This is a genomic window from Halorhodospira sp. 9621 (assembly GCF_022228055.1).
Classification (GTDB): domain Bacteria; phylum Pseudomonadota; class Gammaproteobacteria; order Nitrococcales; family Halorhodospiraceae; genus Halorhodospira; species Halorhodospira halophila_A.
This window is the reverse complement of sequence record NZ_JAJNRD010000018.1, coordinates 14,400-31,189: the sequence shown is the minus strand read 5'-3', so window position 1 is coordinate 31,189 and position 16,790 is coordinate 14,400. Positions and strand designations below refer to the sequence as shown.

The window sequence follows — 16,790 nt, the reverse complement described above, 5'->3', positions numbered from 1 at the left end:
GACGGGAGCAGTGCGGCACAGAGCAGCCTCTCCCCCAAGCGCAGGAAGACCGGCGGGTACCCGCGAGCCGGGCTCTTGACGCTAAAGGGGATCGCAATCCACCGGGTGCGAGCGAGAGACAGCGGAAAATCCGATGATTTCGCACTGACAACCAGCCGCGGAATGCCCATCCGATCACCGGTCACACGGACCTCGGCCAGGCCCCGTCTACTACTTGGACGCCATCACAAACGCCAGCCACGCACCGGGACCATGGCGCTCCTGACCCCCCATAAAACGATTAATTACTACCACTGGATCACCGAGGTTCTTGGCAACCTTTGGCTATTAAAAAACGCGGGCTTACCGATCAACTACGTCGATCAATACCTAATGGGACACAGTGGGGCTGCGTGGCAAGAAAAAATCCTGCAGCTTGCGGGGATGCAGCCAGAGCGCATAACCCCCATCGGTGACCTTGAGGATCAGTTCATAGATCGCATGCTCCTCCCGAGCTGGGGGGAAGTGACATCGCATAGTTTGCCCGACTGGCTATCAGACGCTATCCATGCATCCATCGGCTTCTCTCGCCCTCAGGCACCCGGAACACGGCGCGTCTACCTTTCGCGGCAAAACGCCTCACGCAGAAGGGTGCTCAATGAGCACTCGCTTATCGAACGCTTACGGGCCCACGGATTCGAATGCCATGAGTGCGGTGACCTCTCATTTCGACAGCAACAAGACCTGCTGGCAAGCGCTGGTGTCGTGGTCGCTCCTCACGGTGCTGCGCTGACGAATCTCTTGTGGTGTGCACCTCAAACTGATGTCATCGAGCTTCATGCCCACCGGCACCAAGACCAGTCCTTCCACCTGCTCGCACGGCAGCTCCGGTTACGTTATCGCTCTCACTCGATTGCGGGCCCAAGCCACTCATCGCGAACCCGCGAGGACGATCTAGAGCTCGACGACTGTGATCTAGCCGTGGTCGAGTGGTTGGTACGTGATGCTTTAAACAATACAGCCACATGATCGTCTTTTTCTCACAGCACACCACCCCCAAAACCGGCGCTCATTTTCGGTACGAACGCCTGGTAGCTGCCGCGGCACAGGAGAGTCCCGCAGCAATCTGGATGACGCCGCCGCGGCGGAATCCCCCCGACCTGCCCGGGATTGAACACTTGTTGCTACCCTGGCCAAGCTGGATCCCCGGCAGGGCACTCAAACCCGTCTGGGGTATTTGGAGGCAGCGGAGGACCCTTAGAGAGTGGAAACCGCGCCGCGTCCACCTGCTTATATTCAGCGAGACCCTGTATCTTGCGGCGTTGCTGGCCGCGCGACTAAGCGGCGCGCGGCTGGTCATAGCATCTCGCTCGAACCTCATCCGGCGACACCAGATCCGGCAGTCGCTGCGACGCAATCCGTTATCCCGCGTCTACCACGCTCTGGAACACACCGTGGCGAGACGCATATGGACGTACACCCTGCGCCGAGCCAACCGAATCATCGTCCAGAGCCCAGCCGCGCTTGAGCAGCTCCAAGAGGCCTACGGCTTACCCTCGGACCGTTTCAGGGTAGTGGAGAACGATGTGCCGCAGCTCTCGAAGCCGCCGCGATCAACACTACCCGAGCAACCTGCGCGGCTGCTCTATATTGGGAGCAGTTCACCGCTTAAAGGGCTGGATATCCTGCTTGACGCGTTGCCGAACTTGCCGGAGCGAGCACCCTCTGTGGAAGCGGTAACTGTCGTCGGTGTCCGAGAGCGCACTGTACACCGGTTGCAACGCAAAGCCGTAAACAACGGTCCGACGCTCACCGTTGTGCCGCGCAGCTCCGAAATCTACGACCTGATGGGCGCCCATGACCTGGTCGTCGCCCCCTCTCGCGAGGACCAATTCCCCAACGTCCTACTGGAGGCCCTGGCCTGCGGCACCCCGGCCATCGGCAGCCGCCGGGACGGGATCCCGCACATCCTTGGGGACGAACGCCTGCTCTTCGAGCCAACCCCGCACGCCCTGCTCGAGTGCCTGGCGTCCGTCTCTACGCCCGAAGGCTACGGCCACGCCGCAGCAAAGTGCCGCGACGCGCGGGAGCGCCTGCAGTTCCCGTGGGAGCAGTACTTTCTGGATGCGGTCACCCAACATGACCCGGTTGCCCCTCCGCACCGATGACCCGGTCGAGCTCCATACAAAAAGGCACGGCTGAAGGCCGGGCCATGGCCGACGCCGTAGCAGCGGCCTGGGTACGCTCCGACGCCCCCGGGCTGACCTTGATCAAGGACTCCAAGGCGCGGGTCTACCGTTTTGTTGGGGAGGGGGCCACGTGCTACCTCAAGGTTTATATACCGCATACCCTCAGGGATCATGCCGCCCTATGGCTCCGCCCGCCGGCGCGACTCTTTCGCTCAGCGGAGCTGCTTCGGGCAAGGGGCGTCCCCGGCCCCATCCCGCTGGCTGCGATGACGCTAACGGTGGCCGGGCGAAAGCGCGGCGCGTTCTTGATGAGCGCCGTTGAAGGTATCCCACTGAAGGACCTGGCAGCTCAGAACTGTGTCCGCACGGCAGTTTCGCCGGGGACCGCTCTTGGGGTCATTAACGCCACCGCAACCCTTTGGGGCCAACTAATCCGCAACGGGTTCGTCCACATGGACCCCGTCAAAGGCAATTTCCTGGTCGACCTGTCGGGCCCCACCCCGACCGTCGCCGTAATCGACGTGGATAACATCCGACGCCCGCCCTGGCTTCCGCGGACAATCCGCCGACGCAGGCTGCTGAAGATGGCCCGGCGCCACCTCGGGGCTGCCTTGCGGCTGCTCGACCGCACGTGTCTCCCCAGCGCCGTGGCCCGGCAATTCGTGCGCGCCTACGCCCGCGCTGCCGATCAGCCGCTGCACGTCGCCTGGCAGGATTGGCGGTGGGTCGGCCGCCGGCTGGCTCACGACAGCAGTCGAGCCGCAAGGCAATTGGAGCGAGTCCCGTTAACAGGCGACTCCTCACCGTCCAGTTAGAACTCTTTCCGTTCGAATCCGGCCGCCCCGGTCACCTCTACAAGCCACCGCGCCAAGCTACTCGCCTGGTTCTCGTCACCCCCGCCTACGCGAACGGCTTGAACCGGCACCGCCTGTTGCCGGCACACTTCGATAACCTCCCGCCAAGCACGATCCTGCCTTCTTACCTGCTCGATCCCTTCCGCCTCTTCACCGCTTAATGCCCGCCGATCATGACGCGCGCCGCGTGAGCGCCGCCACTCGAGAACGACCTCCGGGTCATCGACGATGAGAACCACGACTGCCTCGGGTAATGGCACCACGTCCCAAGGCGCCGCGTCCTCGCACAGCACAAGCTTGTGCCAGAACCCATCCTCTTCCATTATCAGCGGTGCCCCGGGGTGCTCGCGGAGGCTTTGGTAGACCTGCAAGCGGTGTACGACCTTTTGCAAGTCGTGGATCCTCTGGCCGGACTCGGTAAATAGCGCGGGATCGGCGGATGCGAAGGCTGCAAGCAGACGCGGCTCCAGCCCAGGGAAGTGAGACAAGACCTGCCGTGGCCGCTTGGCCGCAGCACGCAGCGCGTCGCGCTCGACACGATCCAGCGACCAGGCACCATACCAGGTCGGCACCCGGCCACCCCCCGGCCTGCGCAGCGCACGGGCGTATGCTGGCGATGCCATCGGGTACCGCCAACCGCGCAGATGCCTCGTCAGGGCCCGACACAATGTGCTCTTGCCGGTTCCTGGCGCGCCGGTGACCAGCACGAAGGGACGAACACCCTCAGTCGGATCGCCGTCACCGGTCCCGGCACCACTCACACCGCCTCCAACTCCTGCTCGTAACCGAACGCGCGAAAATCCTCTGCGTACAGTGACGCCACCAGCCGGCGACTCTCTTCCGTGTAGAACTCGGCTACGCGCGCCCGCGCCCGGGTCGGCTGCGGGCCAGCCTGGACAATCCCCTGCCACGGCAGACCGAGTTCAATCAGAAGCCGCTCCAGATCCTCACCCAAGGTTTCCATTCGCCCGATAAAGTCCAGCTCCACCGGTGAGAACGGGCAGAGGCCGCTCTGCGGATACCAGTGCGCATCCTTGCGCAGGCCGCCGTTCGCCAGGTAGCGGCAGAAACGCTCGAACCCGGCCCGGGTTCCCGCCAACGCTTCCGTCTGCCCAAACTTGCGCCCGCGATCTTTACCCGGGCGCCCCTTGTTCAAGTACGCGGACAGAACCCGCGTGTACGGATTCCTTACGAAGATAAACTTGAAGTAGCGCTCGCGCACTGCCCTCACCTGCTCCGCACTCAGGGCGCTGGGCCGCACGAAGCGCTGCTTATCCGAATCCTTGCTGCCGGCCTGGCCCGTCACAGCATCGCCCGCCTCGGCCATGGCTGCCCAGAGGGTGGCGGCGATCGTCGAGTTGGCCGCTTTGGGGATGCGCACCCAGACGTACTCCCGGGGTGGATAAACGGCCACCCGCCGATTGAGCGAGGAGACGAACACCAGTGGGCACCGCGGCGGATAGGCCCGGTAGAACGGCCGCCAGCACTTCGCGATCCCCGAGGGAACGGCGGAGGCCTCTTGGAGCAGGGGGTGTACCATGCCGTTTCTCCTCTACCCGGCAGGGGCGTCTTCGATGTACCCGTGGGCGACCAGGCTCTCGGTGAGCTCAGGCACGGCCACCGCCAGATCCCGGTTGCTAGCCCGATACGTCTCCCGGATTCGTTCGGCCCAATCGGCGGTCAGCGTCACCTCCGTCCGTTCCGCATCCAACCCCAGGCGACGGCGCAAACTCGCCGGGCGGATCACCGCCCCACGCCGGGGCCGCAGGGTCCAGGTATTCGGTCGCTTCCCGCCGCGCTGTCGCCCCCTTCGTCCTGTGTCCACTCGAGACACCAAGGCCTCCCCGTCCTCGCCAAGAAACGCCCCCACCTCTCGGAGCACCCGCTCGGCGTCGCCTCGCAGGCGCTCAAAAGGCAGCACCTTAAGATCTGCCTCGGGCAGAACCTGCTGCAGGGCACGCACGGTGCGGCCGTAGTCGAGGAAGGCACCCCGCGTGGCGTACTCCTCCCCGAGAATCCGTTCGAGCTGGGCCTCGAAATCGCTCTGCCCAGCCCGCGGGATGCGGTCGCTGCGTTCGGCATAGAACGAGGGCAGATAGCTATCCTGACGGCGGATGAAGAAGAGCACTGCGACCCGCTCGCCCCCCAGGGCGAGGGCCCGTTCCCGCAGCAAGGCGAGGCTTTCCGGCAAAGCATCCGGGTGGCGTATGGGCTTGCCGCGTTCCGCGAAAAACCGCCAGGGCGCACTCATACGCTCATGGGAGACCACACCCGGGCGACCGTCCTTAGCCGGCGCGACCAGCGCGCGGATGACATCATCCGCACGGTGCCGCCACTGCTCCGTCGGCAGGCCAAGCGCCTGATACGCGGGGCAGGCCCGCACCAGATCCCGACGCAGCCCCCGCACCGGGTCCTTGCCTCGACCGATATACTGCACCTGCTCAAGGTACGGGAAGACGTGATGCTGAAACCAAGTGCTGGCGGTTTTGTTGAAGCCGATATGCAGGATCAGCTCACGGGGCAACATGCTACTCATTCAGGCCCTTCCACTGAAGTTGGCGGTTAACCACCCCGCGGCGGGTGACGCTTGCCATTGTAAAGCAAGGGCCGCAGCCGGTGACGCTGGAACCGCAGCAACCGATGCCGCAATTGTCGTGCGGGCACATACCCCCCCCAAAGGAGCAGGCGCTCAACAAGGGACAAATCCTCGCCGCGCTCCGCGCAGTAGGCCGACCAGAAACTGGCCAGACTCGCTCGATCCAACCTGAGTTTCAGCGCCAACCGAGCCGCCTGGAACCGCGTCGGCTGCCCCTCCGCCAGGGCCTCTAGATCCGGCAGGCAGAAGCCATCCACCCCGCCGGCGTTTGTCTCCGTGCTATCGACCCGATGGAAGTTCCCGAGACGACAGTCCTGGAGGTAAACCCCGGTACGGTGCAGCCTGGCCTGGAAGCGGCCGAGCCGCTGCGCCAAATCGGATGGCAGTGCACCCCACTCACTCTCGGGCTCCAGGCCCTCCCCCGCCACAAACCGCGTGATCAAACAGGCGTGGACCACCTGATCGCCTTCTAGCGAGTCCACCGCCCCAATCAGACCGGGCACCGCGCCGGGTAATGCCCGCTCCAGCCGCCGCCCGGTCAGCCACGCCGCCACCGCCGAGCGCCGCTTGGTCTTGCCCGGGTTGGTGTACTTGAGCACCACCGGCCCGCAGGCCTCGGTGTCCAGGCGGTAGACGTTGTGCCGTCGGCGTGCGGCGAGCAGCTCACCGCGCTCGGGCAATGCGGCTTCCCACTGCGGCAGCCACGCCGCCAGTTCCTCCGGGGTCAGTGCCTGGCGGTCGGTGACCCACAACGCGCCGTCCTCGCCACGGGCGTGGGCGATGCCCGGGTCCTGCGCGGCCTCGGCCTGGATGCGGGTTTCAAGGGGGGGCACGGGCGTCGATCCTGGTTGCACCGAAAAACGGCTCAATACCTTATCATGGTGGGCTTTGTGGATTGAGAGACTGCGCCTTGCAGCCGAGGTGGCCTTGAGCACGAAGAGCGACGCCGCGACCGACCTGGACCTCGACCCCCTGGCCGATCCGGAGAAGCTGGAGAAGAAGCGCCGCAAAAAGGAGCGGAAAAAGGCCGAGAAGGGCGATCCCGAGGGGCCGCGCCCGGACACGCCCTCCTGGCCGGTCTTCAAGCGGCTGTTTACGCAGTACGTCCTCCCACACTGGAAGGTCGGTCTGATTGCGGTGGTGACGACCGCCCTGTTCTCCGCCAGCGAGGTGGCACTGATCGCCGCCCTGCAGCCGCTGCTCGACGACGGCCTGGTCGAGCAGGACACGGCGATGATCCGCCTTTTCGCCTTGGTCATCCTCGGACTGCTGGTCTTTCAGGGGATCTCCTACTTCGTCTCCCATTACCTGATCACCTGGATCGGCCGGCAGTTGGTCAAGAACCTGCGCCTGGACGTCCACGACGCCCTGCTGCGCATGCCTTTTAGCACCTACGAGCAGCTCTCCTCCGGGCGGCTGATCTCGCGGATGACCTACGAGGCGGAGCAGACCGCCAAGGCCTCAACCCAGGCGGTGCTCACGCTGTTCAAGGACGTGGTCAAGGTGGTGCTGATCTTCGGCTACCTGCTCTATCTCTCCATCTGGCTGGTGGCGCTGATCAGCGTGGTGCTGCCGCTGATCGCAGGGATCATCGGCCTGGTCAACAAGCGCTTTCGCAAGATCAGCCGCCGGATCCACGGCGCCGTGGGCGGTGTGGGCACCGTCGCCGAGGAGAGCGTCCACGCCCATCAGGAGATCAAGCTCTTCGGCCAGGCCGAGCGCGAGCGTCGGCGCTTTGAGTACAACAACGAGCGCAACCGCAAGGCCTCCATGCGCAAGGCCGCGCTCAAGTACGCCACCATCCCGCTGATCCGCCTGCTGGTGGGCATCGCCCTGGCGGTGGTGATCTCCGTGGCCACCATGGAGGCGGTGGTCGAGACGCTGACCGTGGGTACGGTGGTCTCGTTCATCGCCGCCATGACGCTGCTCCACGGCCCGCTCAAGCACATCGTCTCGCTCAGCGCCGAGCTGCAGAAGGGGCTGACGGCGGCGGCGAGCATCTTCGAGGTAGTCGATGCCGAGTCCGAACAGGACAGCGGCACCCGGGGCCTGGAGCGCGCCGAGGGGCGAGTGGAGTTCAGTGGGGTGCGCTTCGCCTACGACGGCCAGCGTGAGGTGCTCCAGGGCATCGATCTCACCGCCGAGCCCGGCGAGATGATCGCGCTCACCGGGCCCTCGGGCAGCGGCAAGAGCACGCTGGTCAGCCTGATCCCTCGTTTCTACAACGCCACCGGCGGCGAGATCCGCCTGGATGGGGTGCCCATTGATGAGTACCGGCTCGCCGATCTGCGCCGCCAGATCGCGCCGGTGAACCAGGACATCGTGCTCTTTAACACCACCATCGCCGAGAACATCGCCTACGGCGCCGAGCGCGAGGTCAGCCGCGAGGAGATCGTCCGGGCAGCCGAGGTCGCCTACGCCCGCGATTTCATCGAGGCCCTGCCCCAGGGCTTCGACACCGAGGTGGGCGAGGACGGCACCCTGCTCTCCGGCGGTCAGCGCCAGCGCATCGCCATCGCCCGGGCGGTGCTCAAGGATGCGCCGATCCTCATCCTCGACGAGGCGACGGCCTCGCTGGACAGCGAGTCGGAGCGCTACATCCACGCCGCCTTCGAGCGACTGATGCAGGGGCGCACCGCCTTTGTCATCGCCCACCGCCTCTCGACGGTGGAGAACGCCGACCAGATCCTCTTCCTGGAGAACGGGCAGGTGGCCGAGCGCGGCACCCACGAGGAGCTACTGGCGCAGGGCGGGCGCTACGCCGGGCAGTACCGGATGCAGTTCGCACCGGACGGCACACCGGCGGCCCCGGAACAATCGGCAGAAGGAACCGCATAGATGCTGCTTCAACGCCCCGTGCAGAAGGTCGGCAAGGTCCGGCTGTACACGCCGGATGGGCGCGCCGCGGAGCCGAGCGCAGCCGAAACGGCCCTGCAGTTGCTGGAGCATGGTAAGAGCCCGCGTGATGCCGAGCTGATCTCCTCGCGCAAGTCACGGATCTACCGCCAGCGCGCCGACGGCGGGCGGGTCTACGTCAAGCACTACCGCAGCCGGCGGCGCAAGGAACGCATCAAACGGCTGATCCGCAGCCCTCACCGCAACATCACCCTGTGGCGTCGGCTGGCCGCGCTGCAGATCCCGGCGCCGACGCCGCTGCTGCTGGCCCGTAAGCGCCGGGAGGCGGTGCTGGTGATCGAGGAGATGCCCACGCCCACGCTGCGCGAGCACATCGGCCGCGGCGAACCGGTGACATCCGCGCTGATGGTCGCCTTCGGCCGCACCTGGGGCCGGCTGCATAACTCGCGGATGATCCACTACGACCCGAGCCCGGGGAACATCACCCTGCCGGAGGGGAACCAGGATTTGGCGGGGCTGCTCGACCTCGATTCGGTCTACGTGGTCCCTGCGGTACCGGCTTTCGTCGCCCGGCACCGGCTGCAGCGCTTTTTCTACAAGCTGACCACCGAGTGCCTGCGCCGGCAGGGGACGGCGCCGGACGGCGCCGCATTCCAGGCCTTTTGGCACGGATACGCTGAGGCAACCGGCGTCGACACGACACGGCATGCCCAGGCCGTCATCCAGCGCATGGAGGCGCGCATCGGGTCACGACGCAAGAAGCGACAGGGCGAGACCTTCCTCGCGGCGGCGCGCGACTGGCGCGCCGCCCTGGAGACGGATCCACCCGGCTGATCCGGGGGCGAGGCGTGGCCGGGTATCGCGCGGACGGTGCAGCCCCTTAGAACTGGTAGCCCATGAGCTCAATCTCCCGGGCGCATTCCCGGGCGACGATCTCGCGGCAGGCGTCGTCATAGTACGTCCGGTAGTCGACCTTTCCGCCGCCGGATTTGGCGTGGATGCCCTGGATCAGCTCAGCGAGGTTCTCCGGGTAGCCGATGCGCTCGCTGACCTCGGCCAGATCCTCGGCCAAGTGCTCCATGCGCACAATGTAGTCGACCATCGGCCGCTCGCCGTCGGCGTAGAGCTTGAAGTTGCTCTTGCGCGCCATGATCCCGGAGTCGAGGAACTCCCGGAATGAGTCCGGGGCCTTGCCCTGTTTATGCCGGTAGCGGTAGCGCGAGACCGCCAGGGCCCAGGGGTTGCGCTCGACGGTGAAGGTGAAATAGCGCGCCCAGCGCTGGCCGCCGAGCTGCTGGCGGACGTGCCGGGCGCTCATGTGCTGGTGGTAGAAGCTGGGGGTGGCGTCGCGCAGCGCCTGGAGCCAGGTCCGCTCGCCGGCCAGCGGGTCGCCGGTGTAGCCCTGCAGCCCGCGGATGACCGCCCCCGGGCGAACGTTGTCCAGGAACCGGTCGTTCTGGGGCCCCGGGAAGCCGAGCTTCTTGCGCTGACCCTCGGCCACCGGCGTGATGACATCGTCCGGCCCGGCGTGCTTGGCCAGGGCCAGCTCCAAGGAGCTGCCGGCGGTCTTGCGGGTCTTGATGAACACGAACTGGTGGCGGTGCGAGATGACGGTCATGAGAGTTCGGCGCTCGCTGGGCATCTGGCCGGCGGGATTGTAACAGAGTCCTCGCCGCTCCCTGGGTGAAACCGACCACCCACCAAAGCGCCGCCGCGCCGGGTGCGGCTGTTTGCCCCACTCGGCGACTGCGCTTTTCCGCTGCGTTAAACCCTGATTAATCACCCGGGAGCAAACGGGTTGGTAACGTACCGGCTTCCGCGAACGGAGCGCGCGGTGTCGTTCCCCAAGGAGTCGTTCGGTTCCCGGCCTATGCATCCACTATCGGGCAACGTTCTCGTGGTCTGTACGGGCAATATCTGCCGCAGCCCCATGGCCGAGCGCATGCTGCAAGCGGCATCCGGCCCGGAGGGCCCGGACCGGGTCGAGTCTGTCGGCATTGGCGCCTTGGTCGGCGCGGGGGCAGACCCCCACGCCGTCGCTGTCATGGACGAGATCGGCCTCGACCTGCGCGACCACACGGCCCGTTCCATCGATTCGGTGGACGTGGCGCGTTTCGATCTCATCCTGGTCATGGAGCGCGGGCAGCAGGCGTGGCTGGCGCGACACTTCCCTGAGCTGCGCGGACGCACGTTCCGGATCGGTCACTGGCAGGAGCGGGATGTACCCGATCCGTTCCGTCGGTCGAAGGCCGCGTTCCGCGCCGCCCGTGATCAACTGCAGGAGGCTGTCTTCCAGTGGCAAGGAATGCCCGCGTGATGGATCGATTTGCTCGCAGCGCCGGCACCCTCGCCCTGCTTGCCGTGGTCAGCGGCTGCGCGATCGTCCCCGGTATCCGCATGTCCGACGACGCGGATGAGCGCTTCGTCCCCGAAGACGTGGAGGACGAGGAGGCGTTCGATATTGAGATCATCGACATCGATGCCGATGTGCTGCGCCGCCAGGAGCGGCGCGTCTCACCCGCGCTCGAGGTGGGCGAGGTACGTACCCGTCAGGAGGTGACCGCGGCGCATGAGTACCGCGTCGGCGTTGGTGACGTGCTCAACGTGATCGTCTGGGGCCATCAGGAGCTGACCAACCCGTTTGGAGCGGGCACCACCACGGACCTGGACGAACTCGGCCGGGTGGTCCGCGAGGACGGCACGATCTTTTTCCCCTTTGTAGGCCTGCTTGAGGTCAAGGACCGCAACGTCGAGGAGATCCGCCGCGACCTGCAGGAGCGGCTCGACCCCTATGTGGCCGACCCCCAGGTGGCGGTTCGCGTGGTCGGCTTCCACAGCAAGCGTGCCTACATCACCGGCGAGGTGCGCGATCCTGGCACCCTGCACCTGCGCGATGCCCCGATGACGGTCATGGACGCCATCAACGAGGCCGGTGGCTTCTCCGAGCGGGCCGACCGCCGGCGCGCGGTGCTCACCCGCGGGGATGAGCAGATCGAGATCGACATCCTCAACCTCTACGCCACGGGCAGCAACGACATCCTGCTCAAAGACGACGATGTCCTGCACATCCCGGACAACCACGCCAACCGGGTGTTCATGATCGGCGAGCTGGCGCAGCAGACGGCGGTCGAGCTCAAGGACGGCCGGCTGTCCCTGGCCGAGGCGGTAGCCGAAGCCGATGGGGTGGATCTGGCCTCGGCCAACACCGCGGAACTCTATGTGCTGCGGGGTCAGCCTGTCCGGGATGAGGACAGCGGCGAGGTGCTGGGCCTGCGCCCGCAGGTCTTCCGCCTGGACGCGCGGGAGGCACCGGCCCTGCTCTTCGCCGATGGCTTCGAGCTTGAACCGCGGGATGTGGTCTTTGTGGCCGCCTCGCCGCTGGTCCGCTTCAACCGGGTGGTCGCGCAGTACACGCCGATCATCTCGGCCCTTTGGCAGACCGATCGCATCATCCGTGACTAGCCCGCGAGGTCGAAGGCAAGCATGAGCGAGACGCACAGCGCCCCCCCGAGCGGCGGCGAAGGCCAGGATGAGATCGACCTGAGCCAGCTCATCGACATCCTGCGCAACGGGAAGTGGCTGATTGCGGCCGTCACGGTGGCCGCCGGCGCTGCCGGTTTCGGGTACGCCTCGCTGCAGACCAACATCTACCAGGGTGATGCCCTGATCCAGCTTGAGACGCAGCAGCGCTCCCTGGGCGGACTGGAGGAGATGGGTGGTTTCCCGACCGAGGGGCCTGGCGTCGCGACTCAGATGGAGGTGCTCAAATCCCGGAGCCTCCTTGGCCGGGTGGTGGACGAGCTCAACCTCACCGTCCACGCGGAACCCCGCTACCTGCCGGTGATCGGCGAGGCGCTGGCGCAGCGCCACGGCGGCGATGAGCCGGCCCCGCCGCGGCTGGGCCTGGAGCACTTCGCCTGGGGCGGGGAGTCCATCGACGTCACCCGGCTGGAGATCGGACCTGGCCTGCGTCGGGACCTGGACGGTGACCCGCTGGTCCTGCGCGCCGGGGAGGCTGGAGACTACACGCTGCACGTCGGTGAGGAGACGATCGCACAAGGTGAGGTCGATGAGCTACTGGCCCTGGAGTACGGCGGGCAAGCGGGCGTGACGCTGTTCGTCGCCGATCTGCAAGCGCGCCCCGGCACCGAGTTTGAGCTGGGCACGCGCAGCCGTCAGGCGGCAATCCGCAGCCTGCGCGGGCAGCTCTCGCTCAGTGAGCGTGGCAGCGATAGCGGGGTGCTGGAGGTGCGCATGGAGCACCCCGACCGGGCCTACATCGAGGACGCCCTGAGCAGCCTGACCGAGCACTACGTCCGCCAGCACGTCGAGCGCAAGAGCGAGGAGGCCAGTCGCAGCCTGGAGTTCCTCGAGGAGCAACTGCCGGATATCCGCCAGGAGCTGGAGACCGCTGAGCAGCAACTGAGCCAGTTCCGCAGCGAGCACCAGGCTGTCGACCTGGACCAGGACTCCCGCGCCCTGCTCGAACAGGCGGTGGATATTGAGCAGCGGCTCTCCGAGCTCCAGGTCGAGCGCAACGAGCTCGAACTCCAGTACGGCCCGGAGCACCCGCGCATGGAGACCATGCGCCGGCGCGAAGCCTCGCTACGCGACGTTAAAGAGGACGTAGAGCAAGAGATCGCCAACCTGCCGGAGAAACAGCAGCAGGCGCTGCAGCTGCGGCGCGAGGTGGATGTGACCACCTCGCTCTACACCAACCTGCTGAACACCTCCCAGGAGCTGCGCGTGGCCCGGGCCGGCGTCGTGGGCGATGTCTTCATCCTCGATGAGGCGGAGTCCGCCAGCAGTCCGGTGGCCCCCCAGCGCAACCTGATCGCCGCGCTGAGCGTGGTCCTCGGGGGCATGCTTGGTGTCATGGGGGTCTTCGGGCGGGAGTTCCTGCGCCGCGGGATCAGCGACCCCGACGCGCTGGAGCGGGACTTCGGTCTCCCCGTCTATGCGGTGGTGCCCCACGCGCCCGAGCAGCGACGCATGGAGCGCCGGGCACGCTCACGCAGGCAGTCGGTTCAGGTGCTGGCCCACACCCAGCCGCAGACACCTTCGGCAGAGAGTCTGCGCAGCCTGCGCACAAGTCTGACCTTTGCGCTGATGCGCGAGAGCCGCAGGATCCTGATGATCACATCGCCCCAAGCGAACTCGGGCAAGACGTTCGTCTCGGTCAATCTGGGGGCGCTCGTGGCCGCCGGCGGGTCCCGCGTGTTGGTGATCGACTGCGACATGCGCCGGGGCCGGCTGCACCGTTACCTGGATGACCGCGAGCGTGAACCGGGCCTTTCGGACATCCTGGCCGGCCAGACCACCCTGGCCGAGGCGGCGCGCAACGTGGACGGTTCCGAGCTCGATCTGCTAACCACCGGGACACTGCCGCCCAACCCGGCCGAGCTGCTGATGCACGAGCGCTTCGGGACGCTGCTCGAGCACGCCGAGTCGCACTACGATCTGGTCATCCTGGATACGGCACCGGTCATGGCCGTGGCGGATGCAGCCATTGTCGGCACCCACGTGGGTGCCACCCTCATGCTGGCCCGCGCCGAGGCCACTGGGGTCCGGGAGATGCGCGCAGCGATTTCCCGCCTGGAACAGGCCAGCGTTCAGGTATCGGGCCTGATCCTCAACGATTTCCAGGCCAAGCGCGCCGGCGGCGGCTACTACCAGTACTACTACTACGACTACACCTACCGACCACAGGGCACTTGAACGTATGCGACCGCGTGCCGCGTCCGCGCGGCCGTAGGGGTAGGGGTCGTTCAGGCGGTATTTACCATCATCCGCGATGATAGGGAAGCTGGACGGCCTAGGGGCGAAAGCAACGAGTACGGGCCGGATCCCAGACGGGCAAGGCCGATGCCCCTGCTGCCGCGGTAACCGGCCCCGGGAGACCCAATGGTGTGTTAGCTTAGCAGCTTTCCCACTGACCCCCTCGCGCTTGGCAACGGAGCGCCGCGTTGTGACGCAGATCGCTGTCCAGATCTTCTTCGCTTTTGCGTTGACCGCTTTCTTGCTGCTGGTCCTGCGCCGCCCGGCCCTGCAGGCCGGGCTGGTAGACCGGCCGTGCGCGCGCAAGCGCCACGGGCGGGTGGTGCCGCTGATCGGCGGCATCTGCATCCTGCTCGGGTTCGTGGCGGCGTCGCTGCCGGCGGACTTCGGGCTGCGCGACTACCAGGGGCTGTTCGCCGGCATGGGCCTGCTGGCCATCGTGGGGGTCATCGACGACCTGATCGATATCGACGCGTGGGTGAAGTTTGCCGCTCAGGTGGTGGCCGCGCTGCTGATGACCGCCTGGTCGGGGCTGGTGGTGTCGGACCTGGGGCAGCTGCTCGGCCCGCAGGTGTCGCTGGAACTCGGTGCCCTCGCGCTGCCGTTCACCGTCTTCTGCGTGGTGGGGCTGATCAACGCCGTGAACATGTTCGACGGCGTGGACGGGCTGGCCGCCGGCACCGTAGCCGCCGCGCTGGGCTGGCTGGTGCTCGCCGGCGCCTTCAACGGCGGCGCCAGCTGGCTGATCCTGGCGGGGCTGCTGCTGGCCTCGGTCTGCGCCTTTCTGATCTTCAACATGCGCAACCCGTGGCGGCGCAAGGCGGCCTGCTTTCTGGGTGACTCGGGCAGCATGATGCTCGGCTTCGCCCTAGCCTGGTTCGCTGTGGAGGCCGCCCAGGGCAAGCACGCCCTGCTGCCGCCGGTGGCCATCGCCTGGATCCTGGCCCTGCCGGTGCTCGACACCCTGACCCTGATGGGGCGGCGGATCCTGCGCGGCCGCCATCCGTTCCGCCCGGACCGGGAGCACCTGCATCACATCTTCTACCGGGCCGGCTTCACCCCGGGGCAGACGGTGACGGTCCTGGTGCTCTCCTCGGTGGCGCTGGGCGGGATCGGTGTCCTGGGGACCTGGCTGGGGGTGCCGGAGTGGGTGCTGGCCGCGCTCTTTGTACCCATCATCGTGACCCATGTCCTGATCCAAGCCCGGGCCTGGCGCTTTGCCCGGCTGATGCGCCGGCAGCTGCGCTGGGTGCGCTCCAACCTGCGCCAGTGACCATCTGGGGGGCGGGCGGGCAAACCACCCCACCGGGCAGCGCCCCACGCATTGAGAATTATTCGCAAATCGTGCATGCTGGGCTCAACATTGCCACATTGCGCGGGAGCGCCCATGGTGGACCACACGGCATCCCCCCTGCTCGAGCTCAGCAACGTCCACTGCTGCTACGGCGGCACCACCGCGGTCTATCAGCTCAGCCTGCGCGTCCTGCCCGGGCAGATCGCCTGCCTGCTCGGCCCCAGCGGCTGCGGCAAGACCACCACGCTGCGCGCCATCGCCGGCTTCGAGCCGCTGTGTAACGGCGAGATCCGCGTCCGCGGCGAACCACTCTCACTCCCCGGCTACGTGATGCCGCCGGAGAAACGGCGCATGGGCATGGTCTTCCAGGACTACGCCCTCTTCCCGCACCTGAACATCTACGACAACATCACCTTCGGTCTGCGCCGGCTTAACCGCCGCGAGCGCCGCCGCCGCGCCGACGAGCTGCTCGAGCTGGTGGACCTGCAGGGCTATGGGGATCGTTTCCCCCACGAGCTCTCCGGCGGGCAGCAGCAGCGCGTCTCGCTGGCCCGTGCGGTGGCACCGCAGCCGCAGCTGGTGCTGCTCGACGAGCCCTTCTCGAACCTCGATGTCGAGCTGCGCGAACGGCTCAGCCGCGAGTTCCACGACATCTTCCGCGACCAGCAGATGACCGCCATCCTGGTCACCCACGATCAGCACGAGGCCTTCGCCATGGCCGACGAGATCGGCCTGATGCGCGACGGGCGCATCGTGCAGTGGGACACGCCGTTCAATCTCTACCACGAGCCGGCGGACCGCTTCGCCGCGGAGTTCATCGGTCAGGGCAGCATGATCTCCGGCACCCTGATCGACGGCGAGCGCATCCAGACCAGCCTGGGCACACTGCGCGGCAGCCACGGCTTCCCGTGGCCGGCCGGCACCCGGGTGGATGTGCTCCTGCGCCCGGACGACGTGCGCATGGGCGAGGCGCCCTCGGGCCTCTACGGCCGGGTGGTGAAAAAGGCCTTCAAGGGGGCGGAGACCCTCTACACCCTGCGCACGCCGGATGGGGTCGAGCTCCTGGCCCTGGCCCCAAGCCACAGCGACTACGCCGTCGGCGACGACGTGGGCCTGACCCTGGATACCGAGCACCTGGTGGCCTTCCCGGCCGACGGCGAGGCACCGGCGGAGGCGGAACGCTCGCCAGCCAGCGCCCAGCCCGTGCGCGCCGTCAACGTCGGCTGAGCCGGCGGGTCTACCGC

At 66.8% G+C, this 16,790-nt stretch carries 15 protein-coding genes; 10 read left to right on the top strand and 5 right to left on the bottom strand.

The annotated features are described in order from the left end of the window. Positions 1-252 precede the first annotated feature (252 nt). Genes LRF89_RS09245 through LRF89_RS09235 form a run of 3 tightly spaced genes read left to right on the top strand, consistent with a single transcriptional unit; the run spans position 253 to position 2,983 of the window. Positions 253-1,008 (top strand): glycosyltransferase family 61 protein, encoded by a 756-nt coding sequence (locus tag LRF89_RS09245; protein WP_238636965.1) that lies wholly within the window; start codon positions 253-255, stop codon positions 1,006-1,008. After that, complete coding sequence (locus LRF89_RS09240) at positions 1,005-2,147, top strand: glycosyltransferase family 4 protein (protein WP_274522119.1); 1,143 nt, start codon at positions 1,005-1,007, stop codon at positions 2,145-2,147. Before LRF89_RS09245 ends, LRF89_RS09240 begins: the two co-directional genes overlap by 4 nt. After that, entirely contained in the window at positions 2,144-2,983 is an 840-nt protein-coding gene (locus tag LRF89_RS09235; RefSeq protein WP_338018518.1) for a lipopolysaccharide kinase InaA family protein, read from the top strand. Before LRF89_RS09240 ends, LRF89_RS09235 begins: the two co-directional genes overlap by 4 nt. On the opposite strand, the gene LRF89_RS09230 is transcribed toward LRF89_RS09235, so the two are convergent. Genes LRF89_RS09230 through LRF89_RS09215 form a run of 4 tightly spaced genes read right to left on the bottom strand, consistent with a single transcriptional unit; the run spans position 2,980 to position 6,451 of the window. Beyond that, positions 2,980-3,783 carry an AAA family ATPase gene (locus LRF89_RS09230; protein WP_443134961.1) on the bottom strand — a complete coding sequence of 268 codons (804 nt, stop codon included), beginning with the start codon at positions 3,781-3,783 and terminating at the stop codon, positions 2,980-2,982. The two genes, LRF89_RS09235 and LRF89_RS09230, sit on opposite strands and share 4 nt — an antisense overlap. Continuing rightward, positions 3,780-4,562, bottom strand: coding sequence for a sulfotransferase family protein (locus LRF89_RS09225; protein WP_238636963.1), 783 nt, complete (start codon positions 4,560-4,562; stop codon positions 3,780-3,782). Before LRF89_RS09225 ends, LRF89_RS09230 begins: the two co-directional genes overlap by 4 nt. Before the next feature lie 12 nt (positions 4,563-4,574). Further along, the gene (locus tag LRF89_RS09220) at positions 4,575-5,558 is read right to left on the bottom strand and encodes a hypothetical protein (protein ID WP_238636962.1); all 984 of its coding nucleotides are present in this window, start codon (positions 5,556-5,558) and stop codon (positions 4,575-4,577) included. Positions 5,559-5,584: 26 nt separating this feature from the next. Then, positions 5,585-6,451, bottom strand: coding sequence for a phosphotransferase (locus tag LRF89_RS09215; protein ID WP_238636961.1), 867 nt, complete (start codon positions 6,449-6,451; stop codon positions 5,585-5,587). A gap of 94 nt (positions 6,452-6,545) precedes the next feature. On the opposite strand from LRF89_RS09215, the gene msbA reads away from it, so the two are divergent. After that, the gene (gene msbA, locus LRF89_RS09210; RefSeq protein WP_238636960.1) at positions 6,546-8,456 is read left to right on the top strand and encodes a lipid A export permease/ATP-binding protein MsbA; all 1,911 of its coding nucleotides are present in this window, start codon (positions 6,546-6,548) and stop codon (positions 8,454-8,456) included. Next, positions 8,457-9,308, top strand: coding sequence for a lipopolysaccharide kinase InaA family protein (locus LRF89_RS09205; protein WP_238636959.1), 852 nt, complete (start codon positions 8,457-8,459; stop codon positions 9,306-9,308). Positions 9,309-9,354: 46 nt separating this feature from the next. On the opposite strand, the gene LRF89_RS09200 is transcribed toward LRF89_RS09205, so the two are convergent. Next, positions 9,355-10,092, bottom strand: coding sequence for a sulfotransferase family 2 domain-containing protein (locus LRF89_RS09200; protein ID WP_238636958.1), 738 nt, complete (start codon positions 10,090-10,092; stop codon positions 9,355-9,357). Positions 10,093-10,344: 252 nt separating this feature from the next. Between LRF89_RS09200 and LRF89_RS09195 the strand changes: the two genes are divergently transcribed. The 5 genes from LRF89_RS09195 (at position 10,345) to LRF89_RS09175 (ending at position 16,773) form a co-directional block, all read left to right on the top strand. After that, complete coding sequence (locus LRF89_RS09195) at positions 10,345-10,791, top strand: low molecular weight protein-tyrosine-phosphatase (protein WP_274522117.1); 447 nt, start codon at positions 10,345-10,347, stop codon at positions 10,789-10,791. Next, positions 10,791-11,936, top strand: coding sequence for a polysaccharide biosynthesis/export family protein (locus tag LRF89_RS09190; RefSeq protein ID WP_238635620.1), 1,146 nt, complete (start codon positions 10,791-10,793; stop codon positions 11,934-11,936). The genes LRF89_RS09195 and LRF89_RS09190 overlap by 1 nt, the downstream gene beginning before the upstream one ends. 21 nt (positions 11,937-11,957) lie before the next feature. Next, entirely contained in the window at positions 11,958-14,192 is a 2,235-nt protein-coding gene (locus tag LRF89_RS09185; RefSeq protein WP_238636957.1) for a polysaccharide biosynthesis tyrosine autokinase, read from the top strand. A gap of 250 nt (positions 14,193-14,442) precedes the next feature. Beyond that, positions 14,443-15,525, top strand: coding sequence for an MraY family glycosyltransferase (locus LRF89_RS09180; protein ID WP_238636956.1), 1,083 nt, complete (start codon positions 14,443-14,445; stop codon positions 15,523-15,525). 114 nt (positions 15,526-15,639) lie between these two features. After that, positions 15,640-16,773, top strand: a complete 1,134-nt coding sequence (locus LRF89_RS09175) for an ABC transporter ATP-binding protein (protein ID WP_238635624.1) — start codon at positions 15,640-15,642, stop codon at positions 16,771-16,773. Positions 16,774-16,790 lie beyond the last annotated feature (17 nt).